Genomic DNA, 25,492 nt, shown 5'->3' with positions numbered 1-25,492 from the left:
CTCAGCCCTTGAGGCCGCCGGCGGTGAGGCCGCTCATGATGTTGCGCTGGAAGATCAGGAAGATCAGCAGGGTGGGCACCGAGGCCATCGCGATGGCCGCGAGCAGCCAGTTCTCCGGCACCCCGCTGGCGAGCGAGTAGATGCCGACGTTGAGCGTCTGCTTCGTCGGGTCGGGCAGGGTGAGCATCGGCCAGAGGAAGTCCTTCCAGACCCCGACGATCGCGAATATGGAGACCACTCCGAGGATCGGGCGGGAGATCGGCAGGACGATCGACCACAGGGTGCGCAGCGGGGAGGCTCCGTCGATGGCGGAGGCGTCCAGCAGTTCCTGCGGGACCGAGTCGAAGAACCGCTTCAGCAGGAAGATGTTGAAGGCGTTGGTGACCGACGGCAGCCAGATCACCCAGGGCGAGTTGAGCAGGTTGCGCTCAAAGATCGGCACGTCGTACACCGTCAGGTACTGCGGTACGACCAGGACGGTGGCCGGGATCATCAGCGTGGCGAGCATCATCCCCAGGATCACGTTGCCGAGCACCGGGCGGAGCTTGGACAGCGAGTAGGCGGCCGCCACGTCGAACAGGAGCTGGAAGGCGAGCGCCCCGAAGGCGTACCAGAGGGTGTTGAGCAGCAGGTGGGACAGGTCCATCACGTCCCACGCGCTCTTGTAGTTCTCGGGGTGGATCGCGTGCGGGAAGGCGGTGGGCGGGATCTGCGCGAACTCCTGGGTGGACTTCAGGCCGTTGGAGGCCATCCAGTACAGCGGGCCGAGGAAGACGAGCGTGAAGGCGACCAGAACCAGGGCGAGGACGGTCCGGTAGACGATCTTGCCGCGGCGGCTCGCCAGCTGCGTCGGCGATATCAGCGTTCGGGTGCTGCTGCTCATCGGTGTGTCCCGTCCTACTCGTCCGCGGCGCGGCTGAGCCGCACGTAGCCGGCGGAGAAGATCGCCAGCAGTACGAGCAGCACCAGGCCGAGCGCCGCGGCACCGCCGTAGTTGTTGAAGCTGAAGGCGTACTGGTAGATCAGGTAGACGACGGTGGTCGTGGACCCCTCCGGGCCCGAGCCGCCGGTCAGCAGGAAGGGCTCGGTGAAGACCTGCATCGTGGCGATGATCTGCATCAGCAGCATCAGCGACAGGATGAGCCGGGTCTGCGGGATCGTCACGTGCCAGATCTTGCGCAGCAGTCCGGCGCCGTCGAGTTCGGCGGCCTCGTACAGCTCGCCGGGGATGCCCTGGAGGGCGGCCAGGTAGATCAGGGTGGCGCCGCCCATGTTCATCCAGGTGGAGGCGATGACCACCGAGAGCATGGCGGTGTCGGTGGACTGCAGCCACTGCTGGGTGGGCAGGTGCAGCGTCTCCAGGATGCGGTTGAACAGGCCGTACTCGGGGTTGTAGAAGTTCTTGAAGAGCAGCACCGAGGCCACCGGCGGCAGCATGACCGGCAGGTACACCAGCAGCCGCAGATAACCCCGCGTGTGCCGCATCTCGTTGAGCAGCAGTGCCACGAAGAAGGGCACCGCGAAGCCGAGCAGCAGGGCCAGGCCGGTGAAGAGCAGGGTGTTGCGCCAGGCCTGCCAGAACGCGGGGTCGTGGAAGACGTAGTTCAGGTTGGACCAGCCGACCCAGGTGGTCTGCCCGCCCTCGGTCTTCTGGAAGGCCAGCAGGAACTCCCGCACCATCGGGTACCACGAGAAGAACGCGAAGCACAGCACGGCGCCGATCAGGAACGCGTGCGCGGTGAGGTTGCGGCGCAGGGCGCGGCCGGCCCGCCCCGGACGTCGGCCGTCCGGGGCGGGGCGGCGCACCGTACGGCGCGACCGGCTCTTCGCGGGAGTGCTGGCGGGCAGGGTGGGGGCGCTGGGGGCCGACATCGTCGCTCCTGGGTGCCGGGGGCCGAGGGGGCCTGGGCTACTGGTTGGCGAGGACCTGGTTGACCTGGGTCTCCGCGGTGGACAGCAGCTTGGCGGCGTCCGCGTTCTTGTTCGTCAGGACGCCGGACATCACGTTGTCCAGGACCTTGTAGATCTCCTGCGCCTTCGGCGGCTCGGCCTTGCCGGGGACCGGGTTGTCCATGAAGGCCCGGAAGTTCTCGACCGGCATGGTGGCGCTGGCGGCCTTCAGCTGGTCGTCCTTCGTCTTGCTGGCGCCGGTGAAGAAGGCCGGCTGCGGCAGGCCGACGGGGAGGCCGTCCGTCTTGCTGCGGGCGTAGTCGAACTGGCCCTTGCCGGGGGTGAGGGTCTTGAAGTTCAGCCAGGCGATGGCGGCCTTGATCTTGTCGGGCGAGCTGCCCTTCTTGATCATGTAGTCGTTGCCGCCGAAGAGGGTGGCCTTGCCGCCGGGGATCGGGCCCATGCCGAAGTTGGCGTAGTCGGCGCCGAGTTGCTGGACCATGTACGTGATGTCGTCGGGTGCGGCCAGGAACATGCCGAGCTTGTCGGTGGCCATCTGCTTCTGCAGGTCGCCCCACTTCAGCAGCTGGGTCTGGCCCATGCTGTTGTCGGTCCAGCGCATGTCGTGCAGGTTCTGCACGATCTCCTTGCCGAGGTCGGTGTTGAAGGCCGCCTTGGTGCCGTCGGCGGACACGACGTCGCCGCCCAGGCCGTACATCGTCGCGGTGTAGTGCCAGCCGCCGGTGTTCTGCGCGCTGTACTCGCCGTAGCCCGACACGCCCTTGCCGACGCCCGCGATGGCCTTCGCCGCGGTGCGCACCTCGTCCCACGTGGCCGGGGGCTTGTTGGGGTCGAGGCCGGCCTGGCCGAAGAGCTTGCGGTTGATCAGCAGGCCCATGCGGTAGTTGCTGGTGGGCAGCCCGTAGAGCTTGCCGTCCTTCTTCAGCACGTCGAGCACGTTGGAGTCGATGTCCGCGAGCGCCGGGACGGTCTTGTCGGTGACGTACGCGCTGATGTCGGCGGCGCCGTCGTTGTCGAGCACCTGCTGCAGGTCGGTGAAGTACGTGTAGAACACGTCCGGTTGCGACTTGGCCTTCAGCGCGGCCGTGAACCGGGCCGGCTCCTCGCACTGACCGGGCGTCGACTTACCGTCGATCGTCACGTTCGGGTACTGCTTGTTGAAGGTGGCGACGTCCTCCTTCCACTCCTTGAGCTCCGCCTTCTTCGCGGCCGGCGGCATGCAGTCGATGGTCAGCGTGACCTTGGCCTTGGGGTCCAGCGGGGCGGTGGGGTCGGACGAACCGCCGCCCGCGTTGTTGTCGTTGTCCGCGCTGCTGCTGGTACCGCAGGCGGTCAGGGCGGCCAGGGCCAGCGCGGAGACGAGCGTGGCCGCGGTGGCACGGCGGGCGGGGCGGAACCAGGAGCTTCTCATCGGTGGTCCCCTTCGGGCATGAGCGTGGAAGACCCCCGACCACACGCAGCGGGGGCGTCGCACACTCAAGCACCACAAACAGATGACCGCAATATCTCGCGCAGATTTCGCAAAACATTGACCGCCTTGCGCAGCTCGGCAACGAAGCCGCGAACGCCGGGGACGGAGCGCGAAGCCCGAGGCCGCAAACGCGGACCGGGCGGTTCCGACGTCGTCGGAACCGCCCGGTCCGGTGGGCGTGCGGCCGTCAGCCGCGCACGGGCCCCGTCGTCCCGCGGACGACCAGCTCCGGCTCGTACAGCAGCTCGTCGGAGGCCACCTGCTTGCCCGCGATCTTCAGCGCGAGCAGCTCGACGGCGGTGCGGCCCATCGCCTCGATGGGCTGGCGCACCGTGGTCAGCGGCGGGTCGGTGCAGGTCATGAACGCGGAGTCGTCGTAGCCGACCACGGACACGTCACCGGGCACGGACAGCCCCAGCCGGCGCGCCGCCCGCACCGCGCCCAGGGCCATCGGGTCGTTGGCGCAGATGATCCCGGTGACCCCGCGCTCCCAGAGCTTGGCGGCCGCGGCCTGGCCGCCCTCCAGCGTGAACATCGCCCGCCCGACGTGCTCGTCCGGCAGCGACCCGCCGCCCGCCGCCGCCGCGGCCCGCGCCGCGGTCAGCTTGCGCCGCGACGGCATGTGGTCGGTGGGCCCGAGCAGCAGGCCGATCCGCTCGTGGCCGAGCGAGGACAGGTGCCGCCAGGCCTGCTCCACGGCGACCGCGTCGTCGCACGACACCCTGGGGAAGCCCAGGTCCTCGATGGCGGCGTTGATCAGCACCACCGGCAGGTTCCGCTCCGCCAGCAGCCGGTAGTGGTCGTGCGGCGCGTCCGCCTGCGCGTACAGGCCGCCGGCGAAGACCACGCCGGAGACGTGCTGCTGGAGCAGGAGCGAGACGTAGTCCGCCTCCGACACCCCGCCCGCGGTCTGGGTGCACAGCACCGGGGTCAGGCCCTGCTGGGCGAGGGCCGCGCCCACGATGTCGGCGAAGGCCGGGAAGATCGGGTTCTGCAGCTCCGGCAGCACCAGCCCGACCAGCCGGGCACGGTTCCCCCGCAGCTGCGTCGGCCGCTCGTACCCCAGCACGTCGAGCGCCGTGAGCACCGCCTGCCGGGTGCCCTCCGACACCCCCGGCTTCCCGTTCAGCACACGGCTGACGGTGGCCTCACTGACCCCGACCTTCTTCGCTACTTCGGCAAGCCGTCGCGTCATGCGCGCAAGCATACGACATGACATGCAAGTGGTTTGCGCTCTTGCGCAAGTCCATCGAGACCCGGGGGACACCGCCACGCCGCCGGGACACCCGGGACACAAGCGCCGTCTCGTCCCCAACCTGCCCCAATACAGCGACCGCCGGTCCTGACTGGCAGGATTCACGACCCTTCCCGGTGCCGACAGGTGGGGCTGGAGAGCCGGGGGTGATGCGGAAGGTTAGGCTTACCTTCATGAGCACCTGCACCTCCGCTTCCAGCTCGCTGTCGGAGCCCGTCGCCGCGACGGCCGCCACCGCGCGGACCTGGCTGCTGCTTGAGCAGCCCGGGCCCTGGGGCCCCAAGGCGCTGACCGGGAGCCACCTGGATCCGCGGGTGGGCAGGGCGCTGGAGCGGGCCGCGGCCGGGACCGGGGTGCGGGTCGGGCTGATCCGGCGGCCCGGGCGGCACGCGGACCGGCACGACCTGCGGCGGCGCACGGCGTACGTGGCGCACACCGTGCCGGGCGGCACGTGGGTGCGGGAGGCCGTCGTGGAGGACCCGGGAACGCTGCTGGGCCTGGACTTCGGGGCACTGGGCCGCGGCGACCACCGCGGCTTCGGGATGCCGTACGAGGGCGACCCGCTCGCCCTCGTCTGCACCAACGGCAAGCGGGACCGCTGCTGCGCCCTCAAGGGCCGGCCCCTCGCCGCGGAGCTGGCCGCCTCGGGGCTCGGCGAGGTGTGGGAGGTGACCCACCTGGGCGGGCACCGGTTCTCGCCGACGATGCTGGTGCTGCCGTACGGCTACGCCTACGGCCGGGTCGACGCCGAGCTGGCCCGGCAGGTGCTGACGGCCGCCCGCGAGGGCGACATGGTGCTGGAGGGCTGCCGCGGGCGTTCCGCCTGGGAGCGTCCGGGCCAGGCCGCCGAACTGGCCGTGCGGCGCCTGACCGGCGAACTGCGCGCCGAGGCACTGACCGTGGAGGGTGAGCACGGCACCCGTGTGCGGCACCTCGACGGCCGGGCCTGGGACGTCGAGGTGACGCCGGTCGCGGCGGAGCCGCCCCGGCCCGAGAGCTGCGGAGCGGCCCTGGGGGCGCCGCTGCGGATGGAGATCAGCGGCATTCAGCCGGCGCTCTTGACGAACTCCGTCGTGTAGGTCTTGCTCAGGTCCACCTTGGTGTTCTGCAGGTTGGGGTTGAACGCCTTGAGGACCCGCTCCACCGTCTCGGGGCCGCCCTCGGGCATCACGCCGTCCTTGGTGAACATCGGCAGCGTGCTCTCGATCGCCTTGACGTAGAGGTCCTGCCCGCCGCCCTGCGCGTAGTCGGCGGGCATCTTCGCGGCGATCTCCGCGGCGCTGTGCGTGGACATCCAGCGCAGCGTCTTCACGAAGGCGTTGGCGAGCTTCTGCACCGTCTCCTTGTGCCCGTCGACCCACTCCGTCTGCATGTACAGGCTGGAGGACGGGTAGAGCCCGCCGAGCGCCTGCCGGGAGCCCTCCGGCGTGCGCATGTCGATGAGCACCTTGCCGAGCCCCTTGTCCAGGATCGTCGCCACGGTCGGGTCCGTGGTCATGCCGCCCTGGATCGAGCCCTGTTCCATCGCGGAGATGAAGGTCTGGCCGGCACCGACCGCGACCGGGGTGAACTCGCTGGTCTTCACCCCGTTGCTGACGGCGAGGTACTTGGTGAGGAAGTCCGTGGACGAGCCGATGCCGGTGACGCCCAGCTTCCTGCCCTTGAAGTCCGCGGCGCCCTTCAGCTCGCCGGCCGCCGCGTTGGAGACGATCTCCACCTCGCCGGGCGCCTGCGAGAACTGCACCACGGACTCCACCTGCTTGCCCTTCACCTGGAGGTCGAGCGTGTGGTCGTAGAAGCCGACGGTGCCCTGCACGTCGCCGGAGACGAGCGCGGTCTCGGCCTGCACGCCGGCCGGTTCGGTGAGCAGTTCGACGTCCAGGCCCTCGGCCTCGAAGTAGCCGAGCCGCTCGGTGAGCATCGCGGGCAGGTAGATGACCTTGTCCAGGCCGCCCACCATGATCTTGACCTTGTCGCCACCGCCCCCGGAGCCGGAGGCGGTGGAGTCGCCGCCGCAGGCGGTGAGCGTGGTCAGGGCGAGGGCGGAGGCGGCGAGGGCTGCCGCGGCCTTGAGGGGCGTGCGCATCTGGTTCACGTCCTTGTGGAGGGGGTGGGCGGGAGGCGGTGGCGGGGTCAGCGGGCGGAGCCGGCCTCGGTCGGCTTCCAGCGGAAGAGCCGCTTCTCCAGGAAGGTCAGCAGGCCCTCGGCGAGCAGCGCGACGACCGCGAGGATCGCCATCGCGGCGTACACGCCGGCGGAGTTGAAGGTGCCCTGCGAGGCGGCGACCAGCAGGCCGAGGCCCTTGGTGGCGCCGATGTACTCGCCGACGATGGCGCCGATGAGGGCGAAGCCGAAGCTCACGTGGAGGCTGGTGAAGATCCAGGAGGTGGCCGAGGGGACGACGACCTGGAGGGTGACCTGGCGGTCGCGGGCGCCCAGGATGCGGGAGTTGGCGACCAGGTTGCGGTCGACCTCGCGGGCGCCCTGGAAGGCGTTGAAGAAGACCGGGAAGAAGACCAGGACGACCGCCGAGGCCACCTTGGAGGCGGGGCCGAGTCCGAACCAGATCAGGAAGATCGGGGCGAGCACGATACGCGGCAGCGCGTTGAGCACCTTGATGTACGGCCCGAGCACGTCGGCGAGGAAGCGGACCCGTCCGAGGGCGATGCCGAGCACCACGCCCGCGACGACGCCGATGGCCCAGCCGAGCAGGGCCTCGTAGAGCGTGTACCAGATCTGCTCCCACAACGAGCCCTGCGCGGTGCCGTCCACGGCCCAGGTGCGGATCTGCTCCCAGATCCGGGAGGGCATCGAGAAGTGGAAGGGATCGACGGCCCCGGCCCTGGCCAGCGACTCCCACAGCCCGAGGACGGCGACCAGGAGCAGCACGCGGCTGCCCTGGACGAGGTAGCCGCGGTTGCGGGCGGCGCGGGCGCGCGAGCGGGCGCGGTCGCCGCCCGCGGGGTCCTTGACGGCCGCGGCCGAGGGGGCCGCCACGGTCTCAGGCGACATCGGCCGCACTCCTCTCGCGGGTGATGCGGACCTCTTCGCCGAGCGAGGCCCAGATCTCCCGGTAGATCTCGATGAACCGCGGCTCCAGCCGCACGGACTCGACCCGGCGCGGGCGCGGCAGGTCGATCGCGAAGACCTCCTTGACCGTGGCCGGCCCGGCGGTCATGACGACGACCCTGTCGGCGAGCGCGATGGACTCCTCCAGGTCGTGGGTGACGAAGACGACCGAGGCGCCCGTGCCGGACCACAGCTCCAGCAGCTCGTCCGACATCAGCGCGCGGGTCTGCACGTCGAGCGCGGAGAAGGGCTCGTCCATGAGCAGGATCTCGGGGTCGTTGACGAAGGTCGCGGCGAGCGCGACGCGCTTGCGCTGGCCACCCGACAGCTGGTGCGGGTAGCGGTCCTCGAAGGCGGACAGGCCGACGCGGGTGAGCCACTCGCGGGCCCGTTCCCTTGCCTCGGCCTTGGGCACGCCGCGGAAGCGCGGGCCGGCCATGACGTTGGACAGCACGGTCCGCCAGGGGAAGACGGCGTCCTGCTGGAAGACGAAGCCGACCTTGCCGCCGATGCCGCGCACCGGCTCGCCGGCGACCAGCACCTCGCCCTCGGTGGGCTCCTCCAGCCCGCTGACCAGGGTCAGCGTCGTGGACTTGCCGCAGCCCGTCGGACCCACGACGGCCACGAACTCCCCACGCCCGATGGTCAGGTCGAGGTCGCGGACGGCGGTGTGGAGGGCCCCGGACGGGGTCCGGAACGCCTTGCTCGCACCCCGCAGTTCGATGGCGGGGCTGGTGTGTGTGCTCATGCGCCGGGACGGTAGGTGCGGCCCGGGTCACGGCGGCACCCTTGCGGTCACAACTCCGCCTTGCGCCCACAACCCGCTGTTCTGCTCGTTTTGCTCGCGCTCCGGCAACGAAAGGGCCACAGGGGCTGGGCAGCGGGTGCCGGCCGCGTCTACGTTGCGTTCACAGCCGGGCGAACGGACGAGCGGGTTCCGCAAGGGCGCGGAACACCGGGGAGGACAGGGGTGACGTACATGCGCATCCGCTGGCCCCGCCGTGTCTTCGCGCAGGTGCTGCTCGTCCAGGTGGTCCTCACCACCGGCGTGATCACCCTGGCCACCGGGCTGTTCCTGGCGCCGCTCAGCTCGCAGCTGGACCAGCAGGCGATGCGGCAGGCGCTGTCGATCGCGCAGACCACCGCCGCGACCCCGGGGCTCGCCCGCGACCTGCTCGGCACCCGGCCCAGCGTCACCGGGCCCGTGCAGGAGGAGGCCGAGCGGATCCGCCGGGCCACCGGCGCCTTGTACATCGTCGTCATGGACACCCGGGGCGTGCGCTGGTCGCACACGGACGTCACCCAGATCGGCCGGCACGTCTCCACCGACCCCAGCGTGGCCCTCTCGGGGCGGGAGATCATGCAGATCGACCGGGGCACCCTCGGCCGCTCCGCGCGCGCCAAGGTGCCGCTGCGCGACGACGGCGGGCGCATTGTGGGCGCGGTGTCGGTCGGCATCGCGTACGACAGCGTGCGCGAACGGCTCCTGGCGACGGTCCCGGTGCTGCTGCTGTACGCGGGCGCCGCGCTCGGCGTCGGGGTGCTGGCGGCGCTGCTGGTGTCGCGGCGGCTGCAGCGCCGGACGCACGGGCTGGCCTTCGCCGACATCTCCGCGCTGCTCGACGAGCGCGAGGCGATGCTGCACGGCATCCGGGAGGGCGTCATCGCCCTGGACGCCCACGGCAGGGTGCGGCTGCTCAACGACGAGGCGCAGCGGCTGCTGGGGCTCGGCCCGGACGCCGAGGGGCGGGCGCTGGACGCGGTGCTGCCACCCGGGCGGACGACCGACGTGCTGGCCGGCCGGGTCGCGGGCACCGACCTGCTCACCGTCAGCGGGGCGCGGGTGCTCGTCGCCAACCGGATGCCGACCGGGGACGGCGGCGCGGTGGCCACCCTGCGCGACCGCACCGAACTGGAACGGCTGGGCCGCGAGCTGGACAGCACGCACGGCCTGCTGGACGCGCTGCGCGCCCAGGACCACGAGCACGCCAACCGGCTGCACACCCTGCTCGGGCTGCTCGAACTCGGCCTGTACGACGCGGCGGTGGAGTTCGTCGGTGAGGTCGCCGACGCCCAGCGGGCCTCCGCGGAACAGGTCGCCGAACGGGTCAGGGACCCGCTGGTGTCCGCCCTGCTCGTCGGCAAGTCGGCGATCGCCGCGGAGCGGGGCGCGGCCCTGTCGGTCTCCCCCGGCACCCTGCTGCCCGACCGGGTCGTGGACCCCCGCGACCTGGTCACCGTGCTCGGCAACCTCATCGACAACGCCCTGGACGCGGCCCGTTCGCTCGTCGAGGTGGAACTGCGCGCGGAGGGGACGACGGTCGTGCTGCGGGTGTCCGACGACGGTCCCGGGGTGCCGCCCGAGGCGCGCGAGCGGATCTTCGCCGAGGGCTGGACGACGAAGCGGTCCCCGGCCCACCGCGGCCGCGGGCTCGGCCTCGCGCTCGTACGGCGGCTCGCCGAACGCTACGGCGGCATGGCCCGGGTCACCGCCCGCGCGGGCGGCGGCGCGGTCTTCACCGTCGTCCTGCCGGAAGCGCTGGCGGGGACGGAACTCACCACGGCGGCGTCCACCGCACCCTCCGCGCCCACGGCATCCGCCGAGTCCGCCGCGTCCCTGGGGGGAGCCCGGTGATCGACGTCATGGTCGTGGACGACGACTTCCGCGTCGCCGAGATCAATGCGGCGTACGTCGCCAAGGTCCCCGGTTTCCGGGTGACCGCCCGCGCCCACACCGCGGCCCACGCGATGGCGACGCTGGAGCGCACGCACGTCGACCTCGTCCTGCTGGACCACTACCTCCCGGACGAGACCGGCCTCACCCTGGTGCGGCGCATGCGGCAGTTCGGCCACAGCGCGGACGTCATCATGGTGACGGCCGCCCGCGACGTGGCGACCGTGCAGGCGGCGATGCGCTCCGGAGCTCTGCAGTACCTCGTCAAGCCGTTCAGCTTCGCCGGGCTGCGGGGCAAGCTGGACGCCTACGCGGCGCTGCGCCGCACGCTCGACGGCGTCGGTGGCCGCGGCGAGGCAGGCCAGGAGCAGGTGGACCGCATCTTCGGCGCGCTGCGCACCACCGGTGCGGCCCCGGCGGAGCTGCCCAAGGGCCACTCGGCGCCCACCGCCGACCTGGTGCGCACGGTGCTCACCGAGGCCGCGCGCCCGCTCTCCGCCCACGAGGTCGCCGAACGCGCCGGCATCAGCCGCTCCACCGCGCAGCGCTACCTCAAGTTCCTCGAGCGCGAGGGCCGGATCAGCCTCACCCTCAAGTACGGCGACACCGGCCGCCCCGAGCACCGCTACGCGTGGGCGCGCACCGGCTGAGCCCGTTCACCGCTCACCGGCGGGCGAGTCCACGGCCCGGCGCCCGCGCCGCAGCGCACACCACGGGCACGACACGGTCGGGCCGCAGCCCCCGCGTGGCGGCGGTGACGGCGACGGCAGAGACGCCGACCTCGGTATCCTCCCGTTTGACGGCGTAGCCGCGGGCACGGGTGCGGACGAGGTCCTGCCGGAGCAGCGCCTTGCCGGTGGCGGTGCGGTACGCGGGGAGGCGGCCGCCGACCTGGGAGATGACCCGCATGGAGCGGCGGCCGGTTCGGCGGCCGGTGCGGCACCCGCCGGCCCGGTTCGAAGAGGGCGACGCCGAGCCGGTACCCGTCCGACCCCGCACTCGACGAGGCCGACGGAGGCCGGTTCGCCGAGCGGCCGGTGCACCGTGGACTCGGGCAGGCCGGTGCGGGCGGCGAGTTCGCCGAGCGGGACCCCGTCCTCGCCCGCGGCGAAGGCGCCGAGCAGCGCGGCCCCGCGGGCCGGCATCGAACGGCTCTCGGGCACGCTCGCGTCTCCGGCGTTCACGCGTGCCCCCGCAAGGGGACCTCGACCAGCAGCGGGCCGTCGAGCCCGCGTACCGCCGCCACGGTCTCCGCGAGTTCCTCCGTACCGGCCACGCGCACCGCTGGGATGCCGAAGAAGCGTGCCGCGAGGCGCCAGTCGAGCTCGCCGAGGTCGAGGCCGGGGTGGGGGACGGCGGGGCTGCCGCCCCGGGTGTCGAGGGTGTCCTTCAGGGTGCGGTACTGGCCGTTGGCCATCACGACGAACAGCACCGGCACCCGGTGGTGTGCCGCGCTCCACAGCCCCTGCAGCCCGAACATGGCGCAGCCGTCCCCCAGCACGGCCACCACCGGGCGTTCCGGCGCACCGAGCCGGTGGCCGACGGCCGCGCCGATGCCCCAGCCGAGGCCTCCGCCGACGGTGTGGACGAAGCCGCCCGGCCGGTCCCGGTGCAGCACACCGCGCAGGTGCACCCCGACGGTGATCGACTCCTCGACGAGCACCGCCTCCTCCGGCAGCGCGCCGGCCAGGGCGTGCGCTGCGGCGAGCGGGTCGACCGGTGAGCCACCCCGCGCCGACCGGGCGCGCCGCGCGAGCCGTTCCCGTGCCTCCGAGTGCCGTGCGCCGGCCTCCCGTGCCCGCTCGCGTGCGGTCTCCTCGGGGACCAGCCGGGCCACGTGGCCGGCGAGCGCGGCGAGCGAGGACTCCAACGGGCCCGTGAGACCGAGGCTCACGGGGAAGTTGCGGCCCGGCTCGGCGGGGTCGGCGTCGATCTGGACGACCGTCAGATGATCCGGGACGGGCGGGCCGGCGCTGTAGTGGTGCGGGGTGAAAGCGCGGCAGCCGGCGATGAGCAGTGCGTCGTGGCCCTTCAGCCGCTCGTGGATGCGGGCGTTGACGGGCGGCAGCGGCCCGGCGTACAGCGGGTGGGAGCCGGGGAAGTCCAGGTGGTCGTTCATCGGCTGGTGGTACGTGACGGCGCCGAGCGCCTCGGCGACCCGGACCAGCGCCGCCACAGCGCCGTCCCTGCCGACCCCGTCACCGGCGACGACCGCGGGCCGTTCGGCGGCGGCGAGCAGGGCCGCCGCCCGGTCGAGTCCACCGGCCGGTCCGGGCGGCGCGAGCGGTGAGCGCGCCGGGACCTCCACGGGCGAGGCGTCCTCCAGCACGTCCATGGGCACGGAGACGAACACCGGCCCCTGCGGCGGCTGCCGGGCCAGCGCGAAGGCGCGCCGCAGCACCAGCGGCAGGTCCTCGGGCCGGTGCACCTCCTCCGCCCGTTTGGCCGCTCCGGAGGCGAGGGCCACCAGGTCCCCGGCGAGCATGGGGTCCTGGAGCAGGTGCCGCCGGTCCTGCTGGCCTGCCATGACGACCAGCGGGGTGCGGGAACGCCGGGCGTTGAGCATCCCGATCAGACCGTTGGCCGTGCCCGCGGCGATGTGCAGGCTGGCGAAGGCGGGACGCCGGGTGGCACGGGCGTATCCGTCGGCCATCGCGACGACCGAGCCCTCCTGGACGCCGAGCACGTACCCGGGCACCGGCCCCGGCCCGGACAGCGCCACCAGGAAGGGCAGTTCGGTGGTGCCCGGGTTGCCGAAGACCCGGTCCACCCCTTCGTCGGCGAGGATCTCCAGCAGGGCCTTCAGCGCGGTCGTCATGGCGGGGACGCCTCTCGTACGGTCATGCCGCCGTCGACCACGACGGTGGCTCCGGTGGTGAAGCTCGCGTCGTCGCCCGCGAGGTGGAGCCGGTGCGGGCGAACTCCTCGGGTGCCGCGTGCCGGCCGAGGGGCTCATCCCGTCGAACGCCCCGGCCGCATGCTCGGAAGGCTGCCCGGTGGCGACGGTCTCGATGCGCCGCACGGGTGTCGGCCGGGCCCGGGTGGAGGGTGTCGACGCGGATGCCGCGCAGCGGCGCACTCGCGTGCCGCGCCGCGCATCAGCCCGACCTGGGCGTGCTTGGCGGCCGCGTACACGGCACAGGGCGCGGTCGGCGGCGAAGGCGGCGAGTTCGTACCCCTGGCCGATCGCCGGGTCCCCGGAGATGAAGCCAGGGGCCATGACGGCCGCCAGACCCACGTACGTCGCGATGACCGCGTTGCCCGCCCCGAGCAGCGCCGACACCACCAGGACCGCGGCGGCCCCCGCCCACGGGGAACCAGCCGTCGCGAAGCCAGACCGCACCGACGGTCACGCCCGGCGTGTGGACCCCGCGGACCGACAGGTCGACCTTGCGCACGGCGAGGGCGAAGACCGTGCCGGCCGTCATCAGGCCCACGGAGCAGGCGTTGTGGGCGAGTCCCGGTCAGTTCGACCAGGCCGGGCAGTCGGGCTCGGCGAGGGCCCACGACGAGCACCGGCAGGACCAGGACCGCTGCCACGCCCGTCTCGTCGCGCAGCAGCCGACGCACACGGCTCGACGGCACGCCGCACAGCGTGGAGACGCCGTCAGCCCACGGCAATCAGAGCGTTCCGCCCGGCGGAACGGGTGTCACACCGCCCCGGCCCCGGTGAGCGAACGGACCTCGACCTCCGCGAACTTGTCCTCGTCGGCGCGCTCGCGCGACAGGACCGTGCCCAGCCAGCCCGCCGCGAAGCCCAGCGGGATGGACACCAGGCCCGGGTTCTCCAGCGGGAAGTACTGGAAGTCCACGCCCGGGAAGAGCGACTGCGGGCTGCCCGACACCACCGGGGACAGCACCACCAGCGCGACCGCCGGGACCAGCCCGCCGTAGATCGCCCACACCGTGCCGCGGGTCGTGAACCTCCGCCAGAACAGCGTGAACAGCAGCGCGGGCAGGTTGGCGGACGCCGCCACCGCGAAGGCGAGCCCGACGAGGAAGGCCACGTTCTGGCCCTGTGCGAACAGGCTCAGCGCGATGGCCACACTGCCGATGCCGACCGCGGCCACCCGGGCCACCCGGACGTCATGGTTCTCCCGGCGCTTGCGACCCCGCTCGGTGCTCCGGCGGCGCAGCGTCGCATGGAGGTCGTGCGCGACCGAGGCGGAGGAGGCGAGGGTGATCCCGGCGACGACGGCCAGGATCGTGGCGAAGGCCACCGCCCCGACGACCGCGAACAGCACCGTTCCACCCGTCGAGCCCGCTCCCCCGCCCAGATCGAGGGCGAGCAGCGGCACCGCCGTGTTCCCGGCGGCGTTGGAGGCGCTCACGGTGTGGGAGCCGACCAGCGCCGCGGCGCCGAAGCCCAGCACGATCGTCATCAGGTAGAAGCCGCCGATGAGGCCGATCGCCCAGACCACCGACCGCCGCGCCGACCGTGCCGTGGGCACGGTGTAGAAGCGCGACAAAATGTGCGGCAGCCCGGCGGTGCCCAGGACGAGGGCGAGGCCGAGACTGATGAAGTCGAGCCGGTCCGTCCAGCTCTGCCCGTACAGCAGGCCGGGGCCGAGGAACTCCCGCCCGTGGCCGCTGCCGTCGGCGGCCGAGCGCAGCAGTGCGCCGAGGTCGCCGTGGAAGCGCAGGAGCACGAGGACGGTGAGGGTGACCGTGCCGCCTATGAGGAGCACGGTCTTGACGATCTGGATCCAGGTCGTGGCACGCATGCCGCCGAAGGCCACGTAGAAGACCATGAGCGCGCCGACGCCGATGACGGTCCAGGTCCGGGCGGCCGATCCCTGACCGCCGAGCAGCAGGGAGACCAGGCTTCCGGCGCCGACCATCTGCGCGACGAGGTAGAGCACGGAGACGATGACCGAGGAGGTGCCCGCCGCGATCCGGACCGGGCGCCGGCGCATGCGGGCGGTCAGGACGTCGGCGAGGGTGTAGCGGCCGCAGTTGCGGACCAGTTCGGCGACGAGCAGCAGCACCAGCAGCCAGGCGACGAGGAAGCCGACGGAGTAGAGCATGCCGTCGTAGCCGAAGAGCGCGATGAGCCCGGAGATGCCGAGGAAGGAGGCGGCGGACATGTAGTCGCCCGCGATGGCGAATCCGTTCTCCAGGGGGGAGAAGAGACGGCCGCCGGCGAAGAACTCCACGGACGAGCTGCGCCGCCGGCCCGCCCAGGCGGTGATCGCGAGGGTGACGGAGACGAAGACCGTGAAGAGGACCAGCGCCAGGCCCTGGTGGTTGCCGGTCACCGCATCCGCTCCTGGGTGTCCCAGCGCAGGTCGAGGGCGGCCCGGTCCCGGCGCAGCCGGGCGTGCCGGGCGTAGGCCCAGGTCAGGAGGAAGGTCGTGGCGAACTGGGCGAGGCCGAGCGCCATGGCCACGTTGAGCTCGCCGACCAGTGGCCGGGCCATCAGCCGCGGTGCGGCCGTCGCCAGGACGACGTAGAGCAGGTACCAGGTGAGGAAGGCGGCGGCCGCCGGGAAGGCGAACCGCCGGTAGCGGGAACGCACCTCCTGGAAGGGGCCGCTGGCCTGCACCTCCCGGTAGACCCCGGCGTGGTCGTCGGCCGGGCGGCCCTGCGACGGGAGGGAGACGGCCGTGGGTTCGGGGCCCTCCCACTCCCCCGCGGCCAGGACGTCGTACCAGGGGTCGTCCACCCGCAGCCCTCCGGTTTCCGCCCGGTCGTGCTCTTTCACGAACTCTCCTCGCTTCACGGGCCGATCGGCCGTGCGCCCAAGCATGGACATTGCGGGAAGACCCGGGAGCCTCCAAGCAGAAACCTTCACCTCATCGGGTGACGGTGCCCCACTCCTGGGGGTGGGGAGGCGCCGGAGCCCTCCACGGGCGGGTGACCGTGGAGGGCTCCGGCGACGGGGCCCGGTGCGTCAGGCGTCGATCCGTGAACGGTCGAGCGTGGCGGCGGAGTTGGCGATGAACTCGCGGCGCGGCGCGACCTCGTTGCCCATCAGCAGGTCGAAGGCGAGCTCCGCGCCCTCCAGGTCGCTGATGTTGATCCGGCGCAGGGTGCGGTGGCGCGGATCCATGGTGGTCTCGGCCAGCTGGTCGGCGTCCATCTCACCGAGGCCCTTGTAGCGCTGGATGGACTCCTTGTAGCGGATGCCCTTGCGCTCGAACTCCAGCAGCGTCTCGCGCAGCTCCCGGTCGGAGTACGTGTAGACGTACTTGTCCTGGCCCTTGCGCGGGTTGCTGAGCTCGACCCGGTGCAACGGCGGCACGGCCGCGAAGACCCGGCCCGCCTCGACCATGGGCCGCATGTAGCGCTGGAAGAGCGTCAGCAGCAGACAGCGGATGTGGCTGCCGTCGACGTCGGCGTCCGTCATCATGATGATCTTGCCGTAGCGGGCCTGGTCGATGTCGAAGGTGCGGCCCGAACCCGCTCCTATGACCTGGATGATGGCGCCGCACTCGGCGTTCTTCAGCATGTCCGAGACCGAGGACTTCTGGACGTTGAGGATCTTGCCCCGGATCGGGAGCAGCGCCTGGAACTCCGAGTTGCGCGCGAGCTTGGCGGTGCCCAGCGCCGAGTCGCCCTCGACGATGAAGAGCTCGCTGCGGTCGACGTCGTCGCTGCGGCAGTCGGCCAGCTTCGCCGGCAACGACGAGGACTCCAGCGCGGTCTTGCGGCGCTGGGCCTCCTTGTGCTGCCGGGCGGCGATCCGGGTGCGGGCCGCGGCGACGGCCTTCTCCAGGACGGCGCGGGCCTGCTGTTTGTCGTCCCGCTTGGTGGAGGTCAGGAAGGCCTTGAGCTCGCGGGACACCACGTTGGCCACGATGCGGTTGGCCGCGGAGGTGCCCAGCACCTCCTTGGTCTGGCCCTCGAACTGCGGCTCGGCGAGCCGGACGGTGACGATCGCCGTCAGGCCCTCCAGGGCGTCGTCCTTGGCGATGTCGTCCTCGGCGACGCGCAGCAGCTTGGTGGCGCGCAGCACCTCGTTGAACGTTCTGGTGACGGCGCCCTCGAAGCCGCGCACGTGGGTGCCGCCCTTGGGGGTGGCGATGATGTTAACGAAGGAGCGCAGCGTGCTGTCGTAGCCGGTGCCCCAGCGCAGCGCGACGTCGACCCCGAGCTCCCGGGTGACCTCGGTGGGGGTCATGTGGCCGCGGTCGTCGAGGACCGGGACGGTCTCCTTGAAGGTGCCGCTGCCGGTCAGCCGCAGTACGTCGCAGATCGGCTTGTCCGGCGTGAGGTACTCGGCGAACTCGCTGATGCCGCCGTCGAAGTGGAAGGTGTCCTCGACCGGCTTCCCGTCCTCCGAGCCGTTGTCGGGGCGCTCGTCGCGGACGACGATCGTGAGCCCGGGGACGAGGAACGCGGTCTGACGGGCCCGCTGGTGGAGCGTCTCCAGGGAGAGCTTGGCGTCCTTGAGGAAGATCTGACGGTCCGCCCAGTAGCGCACACGCGTACCAGTGCGGGCCCGCGGCACCTTCTTGACCTTGTCCAGCCCGTTGCCCGGCTCGAAGGGCGCCTCCGGACCGGCCTTGGCGAAGCCGCCGGGGACGCCGCGGCGGAAGCTGATCGCGTGCGTGTGGCCGCCGCGGTCGACCTCGACGTCCAGCCGGGCGGAGAGCGCGTTGACGACAGAGGCGCCGACGCCGTGCAGACCGCCGGAGGCCGCGTAGGAGCCGCCGCCGAACTTGCCGCCGGCGTGCAGCTTGGTCATGACGACCTCGACGCCGGACAGGCCGGTCTTGGGCTCGACGTCCACGGGGATGCCGCGGCCGTTGTCCCGCACCTCGACCGAGGCGTCGCCGTGGAGAACGACCTCGATGTGGTCGCAGTGCCCGCCGAGGGCCTCGTCCACCGAGTTGTCGATGATCTCCCAGAGGCAGTGCATGAGACCGCGGCTGTCGGTGGAACCGATGTACATGCCGGGACGCTTGCGGACCGCTTCGAGGCCCTCGAGTACGAGCAGGTGTCGCGCGGTGTAGTTGGAGCCGTCACGATCTGCACCGGTCAGCAACGCGGTGGACGGCACGGATGTTTCGGCGGTCACGCGAACGTCTCCTCATGAAGTTCTTCAGCCGTATCGGTGAGAGGGTACCGAGGTCGCGCGCGGCCGTTTCGCCGCGACCCGGTCTGGGCACCATGCTAGCCCGTTTTCGAAGGTGTGTTCGATCCCTCGTTTGAGTGATACACATGTCACGTTCCCCTGGAGGCATGAACCATTTAGGCTCGGGGCACGTCCTCCTCAACAACCGGCCGCAGGGCCGGGGGGACATAACCGAACAATCTGACCAGATCTGCCAGAACGACCCGAAGCCGACAGATAAGACGCCAGAGGATCATTCGCCGCCAATCGGTAGCATCCGGCCGCTACAACAACGGTTTCCAAGGAAAAGACCCGAGCGGGAACAGTTTCGGCCTGGTTGGATGTTGACCCTGGTACGACAGCTCGTCGAGCTAGAGAAGAGGCGACGTGACTACTGTTCTGACCCCCGCGAGCCCGCTGACGGCGGCGGACCGCTGCGACCGTTGCGGCGCCCAGGCCTACCTGCGCGTTGTACTCATCAGTGGCGGCGAGCTGCTCTTCTGCGCGCACCACGGGCGTAAGTTCGAGCCCGAATTGAAGAAGATCGCTGCGGAAATACAGGACGAGACCGGTCGGCTCACCGCCACCCCGACCGTCGCGGCCGATGACGAACGCTGACGCGTAGCACTGCGACGAGCTCACGACGGGCGGCCCCCCGCGAGGGAGGCCGCCCGTCGGCTTGTCCGCCGCACGTCACGAAGAGTGCAGGCCGACCAGTCCCGCCAGCGTGGAGACCCGGGTGTACACACCGGGATGCCCCGCCTGGGCGCATCCGGCGCCCCAGGACACGAGCCCTATCAGCCGCCCCTCCGCCACCAGCGGACCGCCGCTGTCCCCCTGGCACGAATCGTGCCCGCCGGCCAGGTCGCCGGCGCAGACCATGTCGCCCCTCCGGTACTTGCCTTCCGCACTGCCCGGATAGGCCTGCTCACAGACCGAGTCGGCAAGCACCGAGACGTTCGCGGCCATCAGGACGTTCGAGTAGGCCCCCAGGCCCGCGGTGTCCCCCCAGCCGAAGACCTGCGCCGGCGTGCCCGCTTCGTAGGAGTTCACGTCCCCCGGTGTCGCCATGCGTATCGTGCTCCCCGCGGGGAACGGCTCCGCGGTCGTGACGACCGCCACGTCACCGCTGTTCGTCGTGGGGTCGTAGGCGGGGTTGACCCAGACCTTGCGGACCGCCACCTCCCTGCCGGCCGAGCCGGCGAGGTCCGTCCGCCCGGCGATGATGCGCAGGTCGGGCACCTGGTTCCAGTCCCCGCCCAGCGCGGTCGGGCTGAAGCAGTGCGCCGCGCTGACCACGGTGTTCGGCCCGACGAGCGCGCCGCCGCAGAACTGCCCCGAGCGGCCCGCTCCGTAGCGGGAGCGGCTCGACAGGACCACCGCCCACGGGTACTGCTCCGTGGTGACCGGCGTGCCGCCTATGACACCGTTGTCGGCGCCCGGGGCGCCGGGTGCGTACCCCACCGCGGCCGTGGCCGCCGTGGCGGAGGCGGGTAGCGACAGCGCGAGCGCGGACCCGGCTATGAGCCCGCCGACCAGCGTGCGGATCGAGGAACGCATGCATTCTCCTCACCGTCCGGATTCCCCTGAGCACCCACAGTGACCTGGCGGGACCGGGGCCGCATCCGGAGAACTGTCCGGAAAGGCCGACGGGCCCGCGACCGCCGTGGCGGTCGCGGGCCCGTCCGGGCTTCCGTCCTGATCAGTCCAGGTAGTCGCGCAGCACCTGGGAACGCGACGGGTGACGCAGCTTGGACATGGTCTTGGACTCGATCTGGCGGATGCGCTCACGGGTGACCCCGTACACCTTGCCGATCTCGTCCAACGTCTTCGGCTGGCCGTCGGTGAGGCCGAAGCGCATGGAGACCACGCCCGCCTCGCGCTCACTGAGCGTGTCGAGCACCGAGTGCAGCTGCTCCTGCAGCAGCGTGAAGCTGACCGCGTCGGCCGGCACGACCGCCTCGGAGTCCTCGATGAGGTCACCGAACTCGCTGTCGCCGTCCTCGCCGAGCGGGGTGTGCAGCGAGATGGGCTCGCGGCCGTACTTCTGGACCTCGATGACCTTCTCGGGGGTCATGTCGAGTTCCTTGGCCAGCTCCTCCGGGGTGGGCTCGCGGCCCAGGTCCTGGAGCATCTGGCGCTGGACGCGGGCCAGCTTGTTGATGACCTCGACCATGTGCACCGGGATGCGGATGGTGCGGGCCTGGTCGGCCATCGCGCGGGTGATCGCCTGGCGGATCCACCAGGTCGCGTACGTCGAGAACTTGAAGCCCTTGGTGTAGTCGAACTTCTCGACGGCACGGATCAGACCGAGGTTGCCCTCCTGGATCAGGTCCAGGAAGAGCATGCCGCGGCCGGTGTAGCGCTTGGCCAGCGAGACCACCAGACGGAGGTTGGCCTCCAGGAGGTGGTTCTTGGCCCAGCGGCCGTCCTCGGCGATGATCTCCAGCTCGCGCTTGAGCTTGGGGGCGAGCTTGTCGGCCTGGGCCAGCTTGTCCTCGGCGAACAGACCGGCCTCGATGCGCTTGGCGAGCTCCACCTCCTGCTCGGCGTTGAGCAGCGGGACCTTGCCGATCTGCTTGAGGTAGTCCTTCACCGGGTCGGCTGTGGCGCCGGCCGCGGCGACCTGCTGCGCGGGCGCGTCGTCCTCGTCGTCGTCGGACAGGACGAAGCTCTCCGCCTCGGCCTCGGCGGCCGGGACGTCCTCGTCCTTGCCGGGGGCGGCGTCCTCGAGGAGCTCCTCGCCCTCGACGAGCTCGTCGTCCTTCTTGGCCTTGGTCGCGGTGGTCTTCTTGGCGGCGGTCTTCTTGGCGGTCGCGGTGGTCTTCTTCGCCGCAGTCTTCTTGGCGACGGCCTTCTTCGCGGGTGCCACGGCCTCGTCCTCCGGATCCCCCACGGACTCCGCCGCCACGGTGGGGGCGGGGGCCGCGGCGGCCTTGGCGGCGACGGTCTTCTTGACCGGGGCGGCCTTGGTGGCGACGGTCTTGGTGGCAGTACGCTTCGCCGGGCTCTTGGCTGCGACGCTCTTACGGGTGCGCTTGGGCGCCTCGGCGGCACTCACCATCAGCGTCACACCCTCCTCGTCGAGGACCTGGTTGAGGCTGCGCAGAACGTTCTTCCACTGGGTTGCCGGGATCTGGTCCGCTTCGAAGGCTCGGCGCACGTCGTCGCCGGCGATCTGACCCTGAGCCTTACCCCGCTCGATGAGCGCCATCAGAGACTCGGACTCGGCGATCTCCGGCGGGAGCGTACGGGATGTGCTGGCCGACACGAACAACCTCTCGGAACGATGGAAAACGACTACGGTGGGAACCGCGCTGCAACTCAGCGTCATGTTCGTCGCGGATATTCCATGCACGGCCGCCACCTCTAAGCTCATCGCGCTGCCGCCGAGAGCGTTACGCCCGGCCGTACGTGGTCCGAGTCACACCCCGGATCGGCGCCAATGCGTCGATAGCAGGACACTTCCCGTGCACGCCACGACCATGCCCGGTCGGATACGGGCGCCAAACATGACGGACGGCTCCGCCGCCGGGCCCGGAGGGCGTGGGCCGGCGGCGGAAGTCTGTGCCGTCTCGTGCTGCTCGGGGCGGGTCAGTGCTCGCGGGGGGCGGGGACGACGTGGTCCGCCGGGCCGCCGGGACCCGTGTCGGGGTGGACGGCGAGCAGCTGGCGCATGGCGGTCTCCGCCTCGGCACCGTCGGAGGCGGCCAGCGCCTCGACGACCCGCGTGTGCAGGGCCACCGAGTGCTCACCGGGGCGCTCGCAGCCGGTGACGGGGCCGCCGGAGACCTGCAGGGCGGCGGAGACGATGCCGGACAGGTGCTCCAGCATCCGGTTGCCCGCGACCTGCAGCAGCAGGGCGTGGAACTCGGCGTCCGCCCGGGCGAAGGTGAGGCCGTCGCCCTGCCCCGCGGCGTGGGCCATGATGTCGGTCATGTCGATGAGCCGCTGCTGGACGTCCTCGCGTCCGTGACCCGCCGCGAGGCGGGCGGCCAGGGGCTCGATGGTCCAGCGCAGTTCGAACAGCTCGCGACGCTGGTCGTCGCGCTGCGGGCCGAAGGCCCGCCATTCGATGATGTCGGGGTCGAGCAGGTTCCAGTCGCTGACCGGGCGGACCCGGGTGCCGACGTTGGGCCGGGCGCTGACGAGGCCCTTGGCCTCCAGCACCCGCAGCGATTCGCGGACGACGGTGCGGGAGACCTCGAAACGCTGGCCGATCTCCTCGGGGACGAGCGGGCGGTCGGCCCCGAGATCGCCGGAGACGATCATCTGGCCGAGTTGCTGGACGAGTTGGCCGTGCAGCCCGCGGCCACGGCTCCCGCCGGCGCGACGGCCGACACGGCCCATGTCGGCGTCGCCGCCGTCCCAGGACGGTGCGCCGCCCGGGCGGTCGAGGCCGGCGGGCGCGTCGGCGTACGGATAGCGGTCGGTGTCCCCGCCGCCGAGACTCGGGTCGGCGGGGCGGGCCGCGGTCATCATGGTGTGCGCAAGGGTACTCACGCATCATTTGTCGGCGATGGCGCGCGAGGCCTTGAGGGCTTTCCTGAAAAGCACACGAAAGGGTGAGCACTCATCACCTGATAATTGACGCTTTATCGGAAGGAAATGGGGTTTCTCCGGCGCAAGACCGTTGCCACATAGGCACACAAGAGAGCGAAGAGCGACAAAGCGAAGGAATAGCGGACCGGTTGGGTCGCCAGACGGGTCACGTCGATCGCCGGGGCGGAGGCCGCCCGTCGCACCAACGGGGCGATCAGCAGGGGAATCGCCAGAACGCCGGCCAGCCCGAGCGCCGTCGTGCGAAACACCCCGGCCGCCAGCACACCGGCCCAGCAGCAGACGAGCGCGAGGCCCACCGACGTCGCCGTGGCGGAGACCGGCGCGAACGGCGAGGGCAGTCCGCCCGCCGGGGGTTCGAGGTGCATCGCCACGAGGCCGAGGGCCGCTCCCAGGAGGGAGATCAGCGCCGCCGCGCAGCCGTTGACGAGGAGCTTGGTCAGCAGCAGGCGGAGTTGGCGCGGCACGGGCGCGTGCGCGGGTGCCAGAGCGGGGTAGCGGAACTCCTGGCCGTAGGCGAGGGCCCCGAGGAGCCCGCCGCCCAACGCGGCGGGCGGCAGCGGCAGGGAGTGCGACCAGCCGGTCAGCAGGCGCAGGGAGAAGGCGTGGTGCCCGGTGCGCAGCAGGGTCAGGGTGGCGAGCCCCGAGACCAGGACGGAGACCAGCGCGATCAGCCAGGGGCCGCGGACGCCCGTGAGACGGCGCAGTTCGTAGCGCACGGGCCGGGCGGGACCGGCGGGCGGCACGGCGGCGCGCGCGACCGCCAGGGGTGCGGCGGGCCGGTCGCCGTGGGGTGCTTCCGGGGCGCCGGTGTCGGCGACCTCGTCCGCGAGGCGGTGCAGGAGGATGCCGTTCCGGAAGGCGGCCTCGCCGACCTGGGCGGTGGTCCGGCCGTGCACGCGGATGCGGCTGCCGCTCTCGTGGGTGATCTCGGTCCCGTCGTCGGTCAGCAGCAGGCCCAGGCGTTCGGCCTGGGGCGACTGGACGGCCACGTAGGGGCGCAGCCGGCGGCGGCCGAACTCGTGGGCGGACTGGTCGGCGACGAGACGGCCCTTGTCCAGGGTGACGACGCGGTCCGCGAGCCGGCCCGCCACCTTGGGGTCGGCGCAGGTGACGACGACGGCGCCGCCGCGGGCCGCATACGCCTTGAGCAGGCCGTACAACCAGGCGGTGTCGTGCGGTGAAAGCCCCTGGGCGGGGTCGTCCAGGAGCAGCGCGGGCGGATCCCCGAGCAGGGCCGCGGCGACGCCCAGGCGGCGGTCCATGCCGAGGGAGAAGGTCGACAGCCGGCGTCCGGCCGTCTCGCCCAGGCCGACGATCTCCAGGACGTGGTCGGCGCGTTCGGCCGGGGCCCCGGCCGCGGCGGCGAGCATGCGCAGGTGGCCGCGTGCGGTCCTGGAGGGATGGCCGGGGACGTCGCCGAGGAGTACGCCCACCGCGTTCGCCGGATGGGTGTGGCGGTGCAGCGGACGCCCGCCGAACAGCGTGATGCCGCGCCCCGGTTCGAGTTCGAGCATCAGCCGCAGGACGGTGGACTTGCCCGCGCCGCTGTCGCCGAGCAGGACGGTGATCTCGCCGGGGCGGGCGTCGAAGGTGAGGTCGTCGACGGCAGGGGGCTCTTCACCCCGGGACGCACTGGTCAATCCGATGGCCTGGATCACCCTTGCACCATAACGCGCAATTGGCCCGGAATTTACACCTCTGGTCGCAACATGGGCGGATTCAGGATGGTTGCGCCACCTGCGCGGAACAGCTGTGCGGGACGGCCGCCCTGACGGGTCGTCGTGCCGCCGGAGGGGACGAGGAAGCCGACCGTGCCCGTCACCTTGCGGTGGAAGTTGCGCGGGTCCAGGGCGACGCCCCACACCGCCTCGTAGACCCGGCGGAGCTCGCCGACGGTGAACTCGGGCGGGCAGAAGGCGGTGGCCAGCGCCGAGTACTCGAGCTTGGAACGGGCGCGCTCCACTCCGTCGGCCAGGATGCGCGCATGGTCGAAGGCGAGGGCACCGTCCTCCCCGTTGCGCAGCAACTCCTCGACCGGGGCCCAGCGGGCGCTGCGTGCGTCGCCCCCGGCGCGGGGCGCGGGCAGGTCCGGGGCGAGCACCAGGTGGGCGACGCTCACCACGCGCATCCGCGGATCGCGCTTGGGGTCGCCGTAGGTGGCCAGCTGCTCGAGGTGGACCCCGCTGCCCGCGCGCAGACCGGTCTCCTCCTCCAGCTCGCGGGCCGCCGCCCCGGAGAGGTCCTCGTCGCCGCGTACGAAGCCGCCGGGCAGCGCCCACCGGCCCTGGTAGGGCGGTTCACCGCGGCGGACCGCGAGGGCGCACAGGGCGTGGCTGCGCACTGTGAGCACGACGAGATCGACAGTGACGGCGAAGGGCGGGAAAGCTGACGGGTCGTAGGGCGCCATGCCCGCGATCATAGTCGTCTGCCTGACGATAAACAGCAGGTTGACGGGATGACGCGACTCGCTCTCGGCCTGTTGTCCGACGT

At 71.8% G+C, this 25,492-nt stretch carries 21 protein-coding genes and 1 pseudogene; 4 read left to right on the top strand and 18 right to left on the bottom strand.

All coding sequences use genetic code 11. From position 1 onward, the window contains the following. Position 1: 1 nt before the first annotated feature. The 4 genes from ACFZAU_RS17550 to ACFZAU_RS17535 all read right to left on the bottom strand — a co-directional run bounded on the left by ACFZAU_RS17550 (position 2) and on the right by ACFZAU_RS17535 (position 4,577). Complete coding sequence (locus ACFZAU_RS17550; RefSeq protein ID WP_500552870.1) at positions 2 to 883, bottom strand: carbohydrate ABC transporter permease; 882 nt, start codon at positions 881 to 883, stop codon at positions 2 to 4. Between the two features lie 14 nt (positions 884 to 897). Next, positions 898 to 1,872, bottom strand: coding sequence for a carbohydrate ABC transporter permease (locus ACFZAU_RS17545; RefSeq protein ID WP_354796785.1), 975 nt, complete (start codon positions 1,870 to 1,872; stop codon positions 898 to 900). A gap of 37 nt (positions 1,873 to 1,909) precedes the next feature. Next, positions 1,910 to 3,322, bottom strand: a complete 1,413-nt coding sequence (locus ACFZAU_RS17540; RefSeq protein ID WP_329185275.1) for an extracellular solute-binding protein — start codon at positions 3,320 to 3,322, stop codon at positions 1,910 to 1,912. A gap of 247 nt (positions 3,323 to 3,569) precedes the next feature. Beyond that, positions 3,570 to 4,577 (bottom strand): LacI family DNA-binding transcriptional regulator, encoded by a 1,008-nt coding sequence (locus tag ACFZAU_RS17535; RefSeq protein ID WP_354796787.1) that lies wholly within the window; start codon positions 4,575 to 4,577, stop codon positions 3,570 to 3,572. 233 nt (positions 4,578 to 4,810) lie between these two features. Here ACFZAU_RS17535 and ACFZAU_RS17530 point away from each other — a divergent pair, with 233 nt between their 5' ends. After that, positions 4,811 to 5,716 (top strand): ferredoxin family protein, encoded by a 906-nt coding sequence (locus tag ACFZAU_RS17530; RefSeq protein WP_500552869.1) that lies wholly within the window; start codon positions 4,811 to 4,813, stop codon positions 5,714 to 5,716. On the opposite strand, the gene ACFZAU_RS17525 is transcribed toward ACFZAU_RS17530, so the two are convergent. The 3 genes from ACFZAU_RS17525 to ACFZAU_RS17515 are packed head-to-tail and all read right to left on the bottom strand — an operon-like array spanning position 5,683 to position 8,454. Beyond that, the gene (locus ACFZAU_RS17525; protein WP_500552868.1) at positions 5,683 to 6,723 is read right to left on the bottom strand and encodes an ABC transporter substrate-binding protein; all 1,041 of its coding nucleotides are present in this window, start codon (positions 6,721 to 6,723) and stop codon (positions 5,683 to 5,685) included. The genes ACFZAU_RS17530 and ACFZAU_RS17525 overlap by 34 nt on opposite strands. A 47-nt stretch (positions 6,724 to 6,770) precedes the next feature. After that, positions 6,771 to 7,649, bottom strand: coding sequence for an ABC transporter permease (locus tag ACFZAU_RS17520; protein WP_500552867.1), 879 nt, complete (start codon positions 7,647 to 7,649; stop codon positions 6,771 to 6,773). Continuing rightward, the gene (locus ACFZAU_RS17515) at positions 7,639 to 8,454 is read right to left on the bottom strand and encodes an ABC transporter ATP-binding protein (protein ID WP_500552866.1); all 816 of its coding nucleotides are present in this window, start codon (positions 8,452 to 8,454) and stop codon (positions 7,639 to 7,641) included. The genes ACFZAU_RS17520 and ACFZAU_RS17515 overlap by 11 nt, the downstream gene beginning before the upstream one ends. Before the next feature lie 231 nt (positions 8,455 to 8,685). On the opposite strand from ACFZAU_RS17515, the gene ACFZAU_RS17510 reads away from it, so the two are divergent. Beyond that, the gene (locus tag ACFZAU_RS17510; RefSeq protein WP_500553039.1) at positions 8,686 to 10,341 is read left to right on the top strand and encodes an ATP-binding protein; all 1,656 of its coding nucleotides are present in this window, start codon (positions 8,686 to 8,688) and stop codon (positions 10,339 to 10,341) included. After that, the gene (locus ACFZAU_RS17505) at positions 10,338 to 11,030 is read left to right on the top strand and encodes a response regulator (protein WP_500552865.1); all 693 of its coding nucleotides are present in this window, start codon (positions 10,338 to 10,340) and stop codon (positions 11,028 to 11,030) included. The genes ACFZAU_RS17510 and ACFZAU_RS17505 overlap by 4 nt, the downstream gene beginning before the upstream one ends. A gap of 13 nt (positions 11,031 to 11,043) precedes the next feature. Here the strand turns inward: ACFZAU_RS17505 and ACFZAU_RS17500 are convergent, their stop codons facing one another. The 6 genes and pseudogenes from ACFZAU_RS17500 to ACFZAU_RS17475 form a co-directional block, all read right to left on the bottom strand. Continuing rightward, positions 11,044 to 11,289: a hypothetical protein gene (locus ACFZAU_RS17500; protein WP_500553045.1), complete on the bottom strand. Its 246-nt coding sequence runs from the start codon at positions 11,287 to 11,289 to the stop codon at positions 11,044 to 11,046. 170 nt (positions 11,290 to 11,459) lie between these two features. Beyond that, positions 11,460 to 11,525: pseudogene (locus ACFZAU_RS17495) on the bottom strand (hypothetical protein); the annotation flags it as partial. Between the two features lie 35 nt (positions 11,526 to 11,560). Further along, positions 11,561 to 13,198: a thiamine pyrophosphate-binding protein gene (locus tag ACFZAU_RS17490; protein ID WP_500552864.1), complete on the bottom strand. Its 1,638-nt coding sequence runs from the start codon at positions 13,196 to 13,198 to the stop codon at positions 11,561 to 11,563. A gap of 832 nt (positions 13,199 to 14,030) precedes the next feature. Further along, entirely contained in the window at positions 14,031 to 15,638 is a 1,608-nt protein-coding gene (locus ACFZAU_RS17485) for a monocarboxylic acid transporter (protein WP_500552863.1), read from the bottom strand. Next, positions 15,635 to 16,084, bottom strand: a complete 450-nt coding sequence (locus ACFZAU_RS17480; RefSeq protein WP_500552862.1) for a DUF485 domain-containing protein — start codon at positions 16,082 to 16,084, stop codon at positions 15,635 to 15,637. The genes ACFZAU_RS17485 and ACFZAU_RS17480 overlap by 4 nt, the downstream gene beginning before the upstream one ends. Positions 16,085 to 16,273: 189 nt before the next feature. Then, positions 16,274 to 18,403 carry a DNA gyrase/topoisomerase IV subunit B gene (locus ACFZAU_RS17475; RefSeq protein ID WP_500552861.1) on the bottom strand — a complete coding sequence of 710 codons (2,130 nt, stop codon included), beginning with the start codon at positions 18,401 to 18,403 and terminating at the stop codon, positions 16,274 to 16,276. A 423-nt stretch (positions 18,404 to 18,826) separates the two neighbouring features. On the opposite strand from ACFZAU_RS17475, the gene ACFZAU_RS17470 reads away from it, so the two are divergent. Next, on the top strand, positions 18,827 to 19,057 hold the full coding sequence (locus ACFZAU_RS17470) for a DUF7455 domain-containing protein (RefSeq protein WP_354796799.1): 231 nt from the start codon (positions 18,827 to 18,829) through the stop codon (positions 19,055 to 19,057). 75 nt (positions 19,058 to 19,132) lie between these two features. On the opposite strand, the gene ACFZAU_RS17465 is transcribed toward ACFZAU_RS17470, so the two are convergent. The 5 genes from ACFZAU_RS17465 to ACFZAU_RS17445 all read right to left on the bottom strand — a co-directional run bounded on the left by ACFZAU_RS17465 (position 19,133) and on the right by ACFZAU_RS17445 (position 25,409). Beyond that, positions 19,133 to 19,999: a S1 family peptidase gene (locus ACFZAU_RS17465; RefSeq protein ID WP_500552860.1), complete on the bottom strand. Its 867-nt coding sequence runs from the start codon at positions 19,997 to 19,999 to the stop codon at positions 19,133 to 19,135. Between the two features lie 142 nt (positions 20,000 to 20,141). Then, positions 20,142 to 21,710, bottom strand: a complete 1,569-nt coding sequence (locus ACFZAU_RS17460) for an RNA polymerase sigma factor (RefSeq protein WP_500552859.1) — start codon at positions 21,708 to 21,710, stop codon at positions 20,142 to 20,144. A 323-nt stretch (positions 21,711 to 22,033) separates the two neighbouring features. Then, a complete protein-coding gene (locus ACFZAU_RS17455) occupies positions 22,034 to 22,921 on the bottom strand; it encodes a FadR/GntR family transcriptional regulator (protein WP_500553038.1) in 888 nt (295 codons plus the stop codon). A gap of 113 nt (positions 22,922 to 23,034) precedes the next feature. Further along, positions 23,035 to 24,660 (bottom strand): ATP-binding cassette domain-containing protein, encoded by a 1,626-nt coding sequence (locus tag ACFZAU_RS17450; protein ID WP_500552858.1) that lies wholly within the window; start codon positions 24,658 to 24,660, stop codon positions 23,035 to 23,037. Positions 24,661 to 24,692: 32 nt separating this feature from the next. Then, positions 24,693 to 25,409 (bottom strand): NUDIX hydrolase, encoded by a 717-nt coding sequence (locus ACFZAU_RS17445; RefSeq protein ID WP_500365678.1) that lies wholly within the window; start codon positions 25,407 to 25,409, stop codon positions 24,693 to 24,695. Positions 25,410 to 25,492: the final 83 nt, after the last annotated feature.

The organism is Streptomyces sp. NPDC008238 (assembly GCF_042956445.1).
GTDB lineage: Bacteria > Actinomycetota > Actinomycetes > Streptomycetales > Streptomycetaceae > Actinacidiphila.
The sequence above is the reverse complement of the archived record's forward strand: the minus strand, read 5'-3'. Positions and strand labels throughout refer to the sequence as shown.

Coding starts and splice junctions, on each gene's coding strand:
- ACFZAU_RS17550 (WP_500552870.1), bottom strand. CDS start 883: ATGAGCAGCAGCACCCGAACGCTGATATCGCCGACGCAGCTGGCGAGC.
- ACFZAU_RS17540 (WP_329185275.1), bottom strand. CDS start 3,322: ATGAGAAGCTCCTGGTTCCGCCCCGCCCGCCGTGCCACCGCGGCCACG.
- ACFZAU_RS17535 (WP_354796787.1), bottom strand. CDS start 4,577: ATGACGCGACGGCTTGCCGAAGTAGCGAAGAAGGTCGGGGTCAGTGAG.
- ACFZAU_RS17465 (WP_500552860.1), bottom strand. CDS start 19,999: ATGCGTTCCTCGATCCGCACGCTGGTCGGCGGGCTCATAGCCGGGTCC.
- ACFZAU_RS17520 (WP_500552867.1), bottom strand. CDS start 7,649: ATGTCGCCTGAGACCGTGGCGGCCCCCTCGGCCGCGGCCGTCAAGGAC.
- ACFZAU_RS17515 (WP_500552866.1), bottom strand. CDS start 8,454: ATGAGCACACACACCAGCCCCGCCATCGAACTGCGGGGTGCGAGCAAG.
- ACFZAU_RS17490 (WP_500552864.1), bottom strand. CDS start 13,198: ATGACGACCGCGCTGAAGGCCCTGCTGGAGATCCTCGCCGACGAAGGG.
- ACFZAU_RS17445 (WP_500365678.1), bottom strand. CDS start 25,409: ATGGCGCCCTACGACCCGTCAGCTTTCCCGCCCTTCGCCGTCACTGTC.
- ACFZAU_RS17455 (WP_500553038.1), bottom strand. CDS start 22,921: ATGATGACCGCGGCCCGCCCCGCCGACCCGAGTCTCGGCGGCGGGGAC.
- ACFZAU_RS17530 (WP_500552869.1), top strand. CDS start 4,811: ATGAGCACCTGCACCTCCGCTTCCAGCTCGCTGTCGGAGCCCGTCGCC.
- ACFZAU_RS17500 (WP_500553045.1), bottom strand. CDS start 11,289: ATGCGGGTCATCTCCCAGGTCGGCGGCCGCCTCCCCGCGTACCGCACC.
- ACFZAU_RS17545 (WP_354796785.1), bottom strand. CDS start 1,872: ATGTCGGCCCCCAGCGCCCCCACCCTGCCCGCCAGCACTCCCGCGAAG.
- ACFZAU_RS17510 (WP_500553039.1), top strand. CDS start 8,686: ATGCGCATCCGCTGGCCCCGCCGTGTCTTCGCGCAGGTGCTGCTCGTC.
- ACFZAU_RS17525 (WP_500552868.1), bottom strand. CDS start 6,723: ATGCGCACGCCCCTCAAGGCCGCGGCAGCCCTCGCCGCCTCCGCCCTC.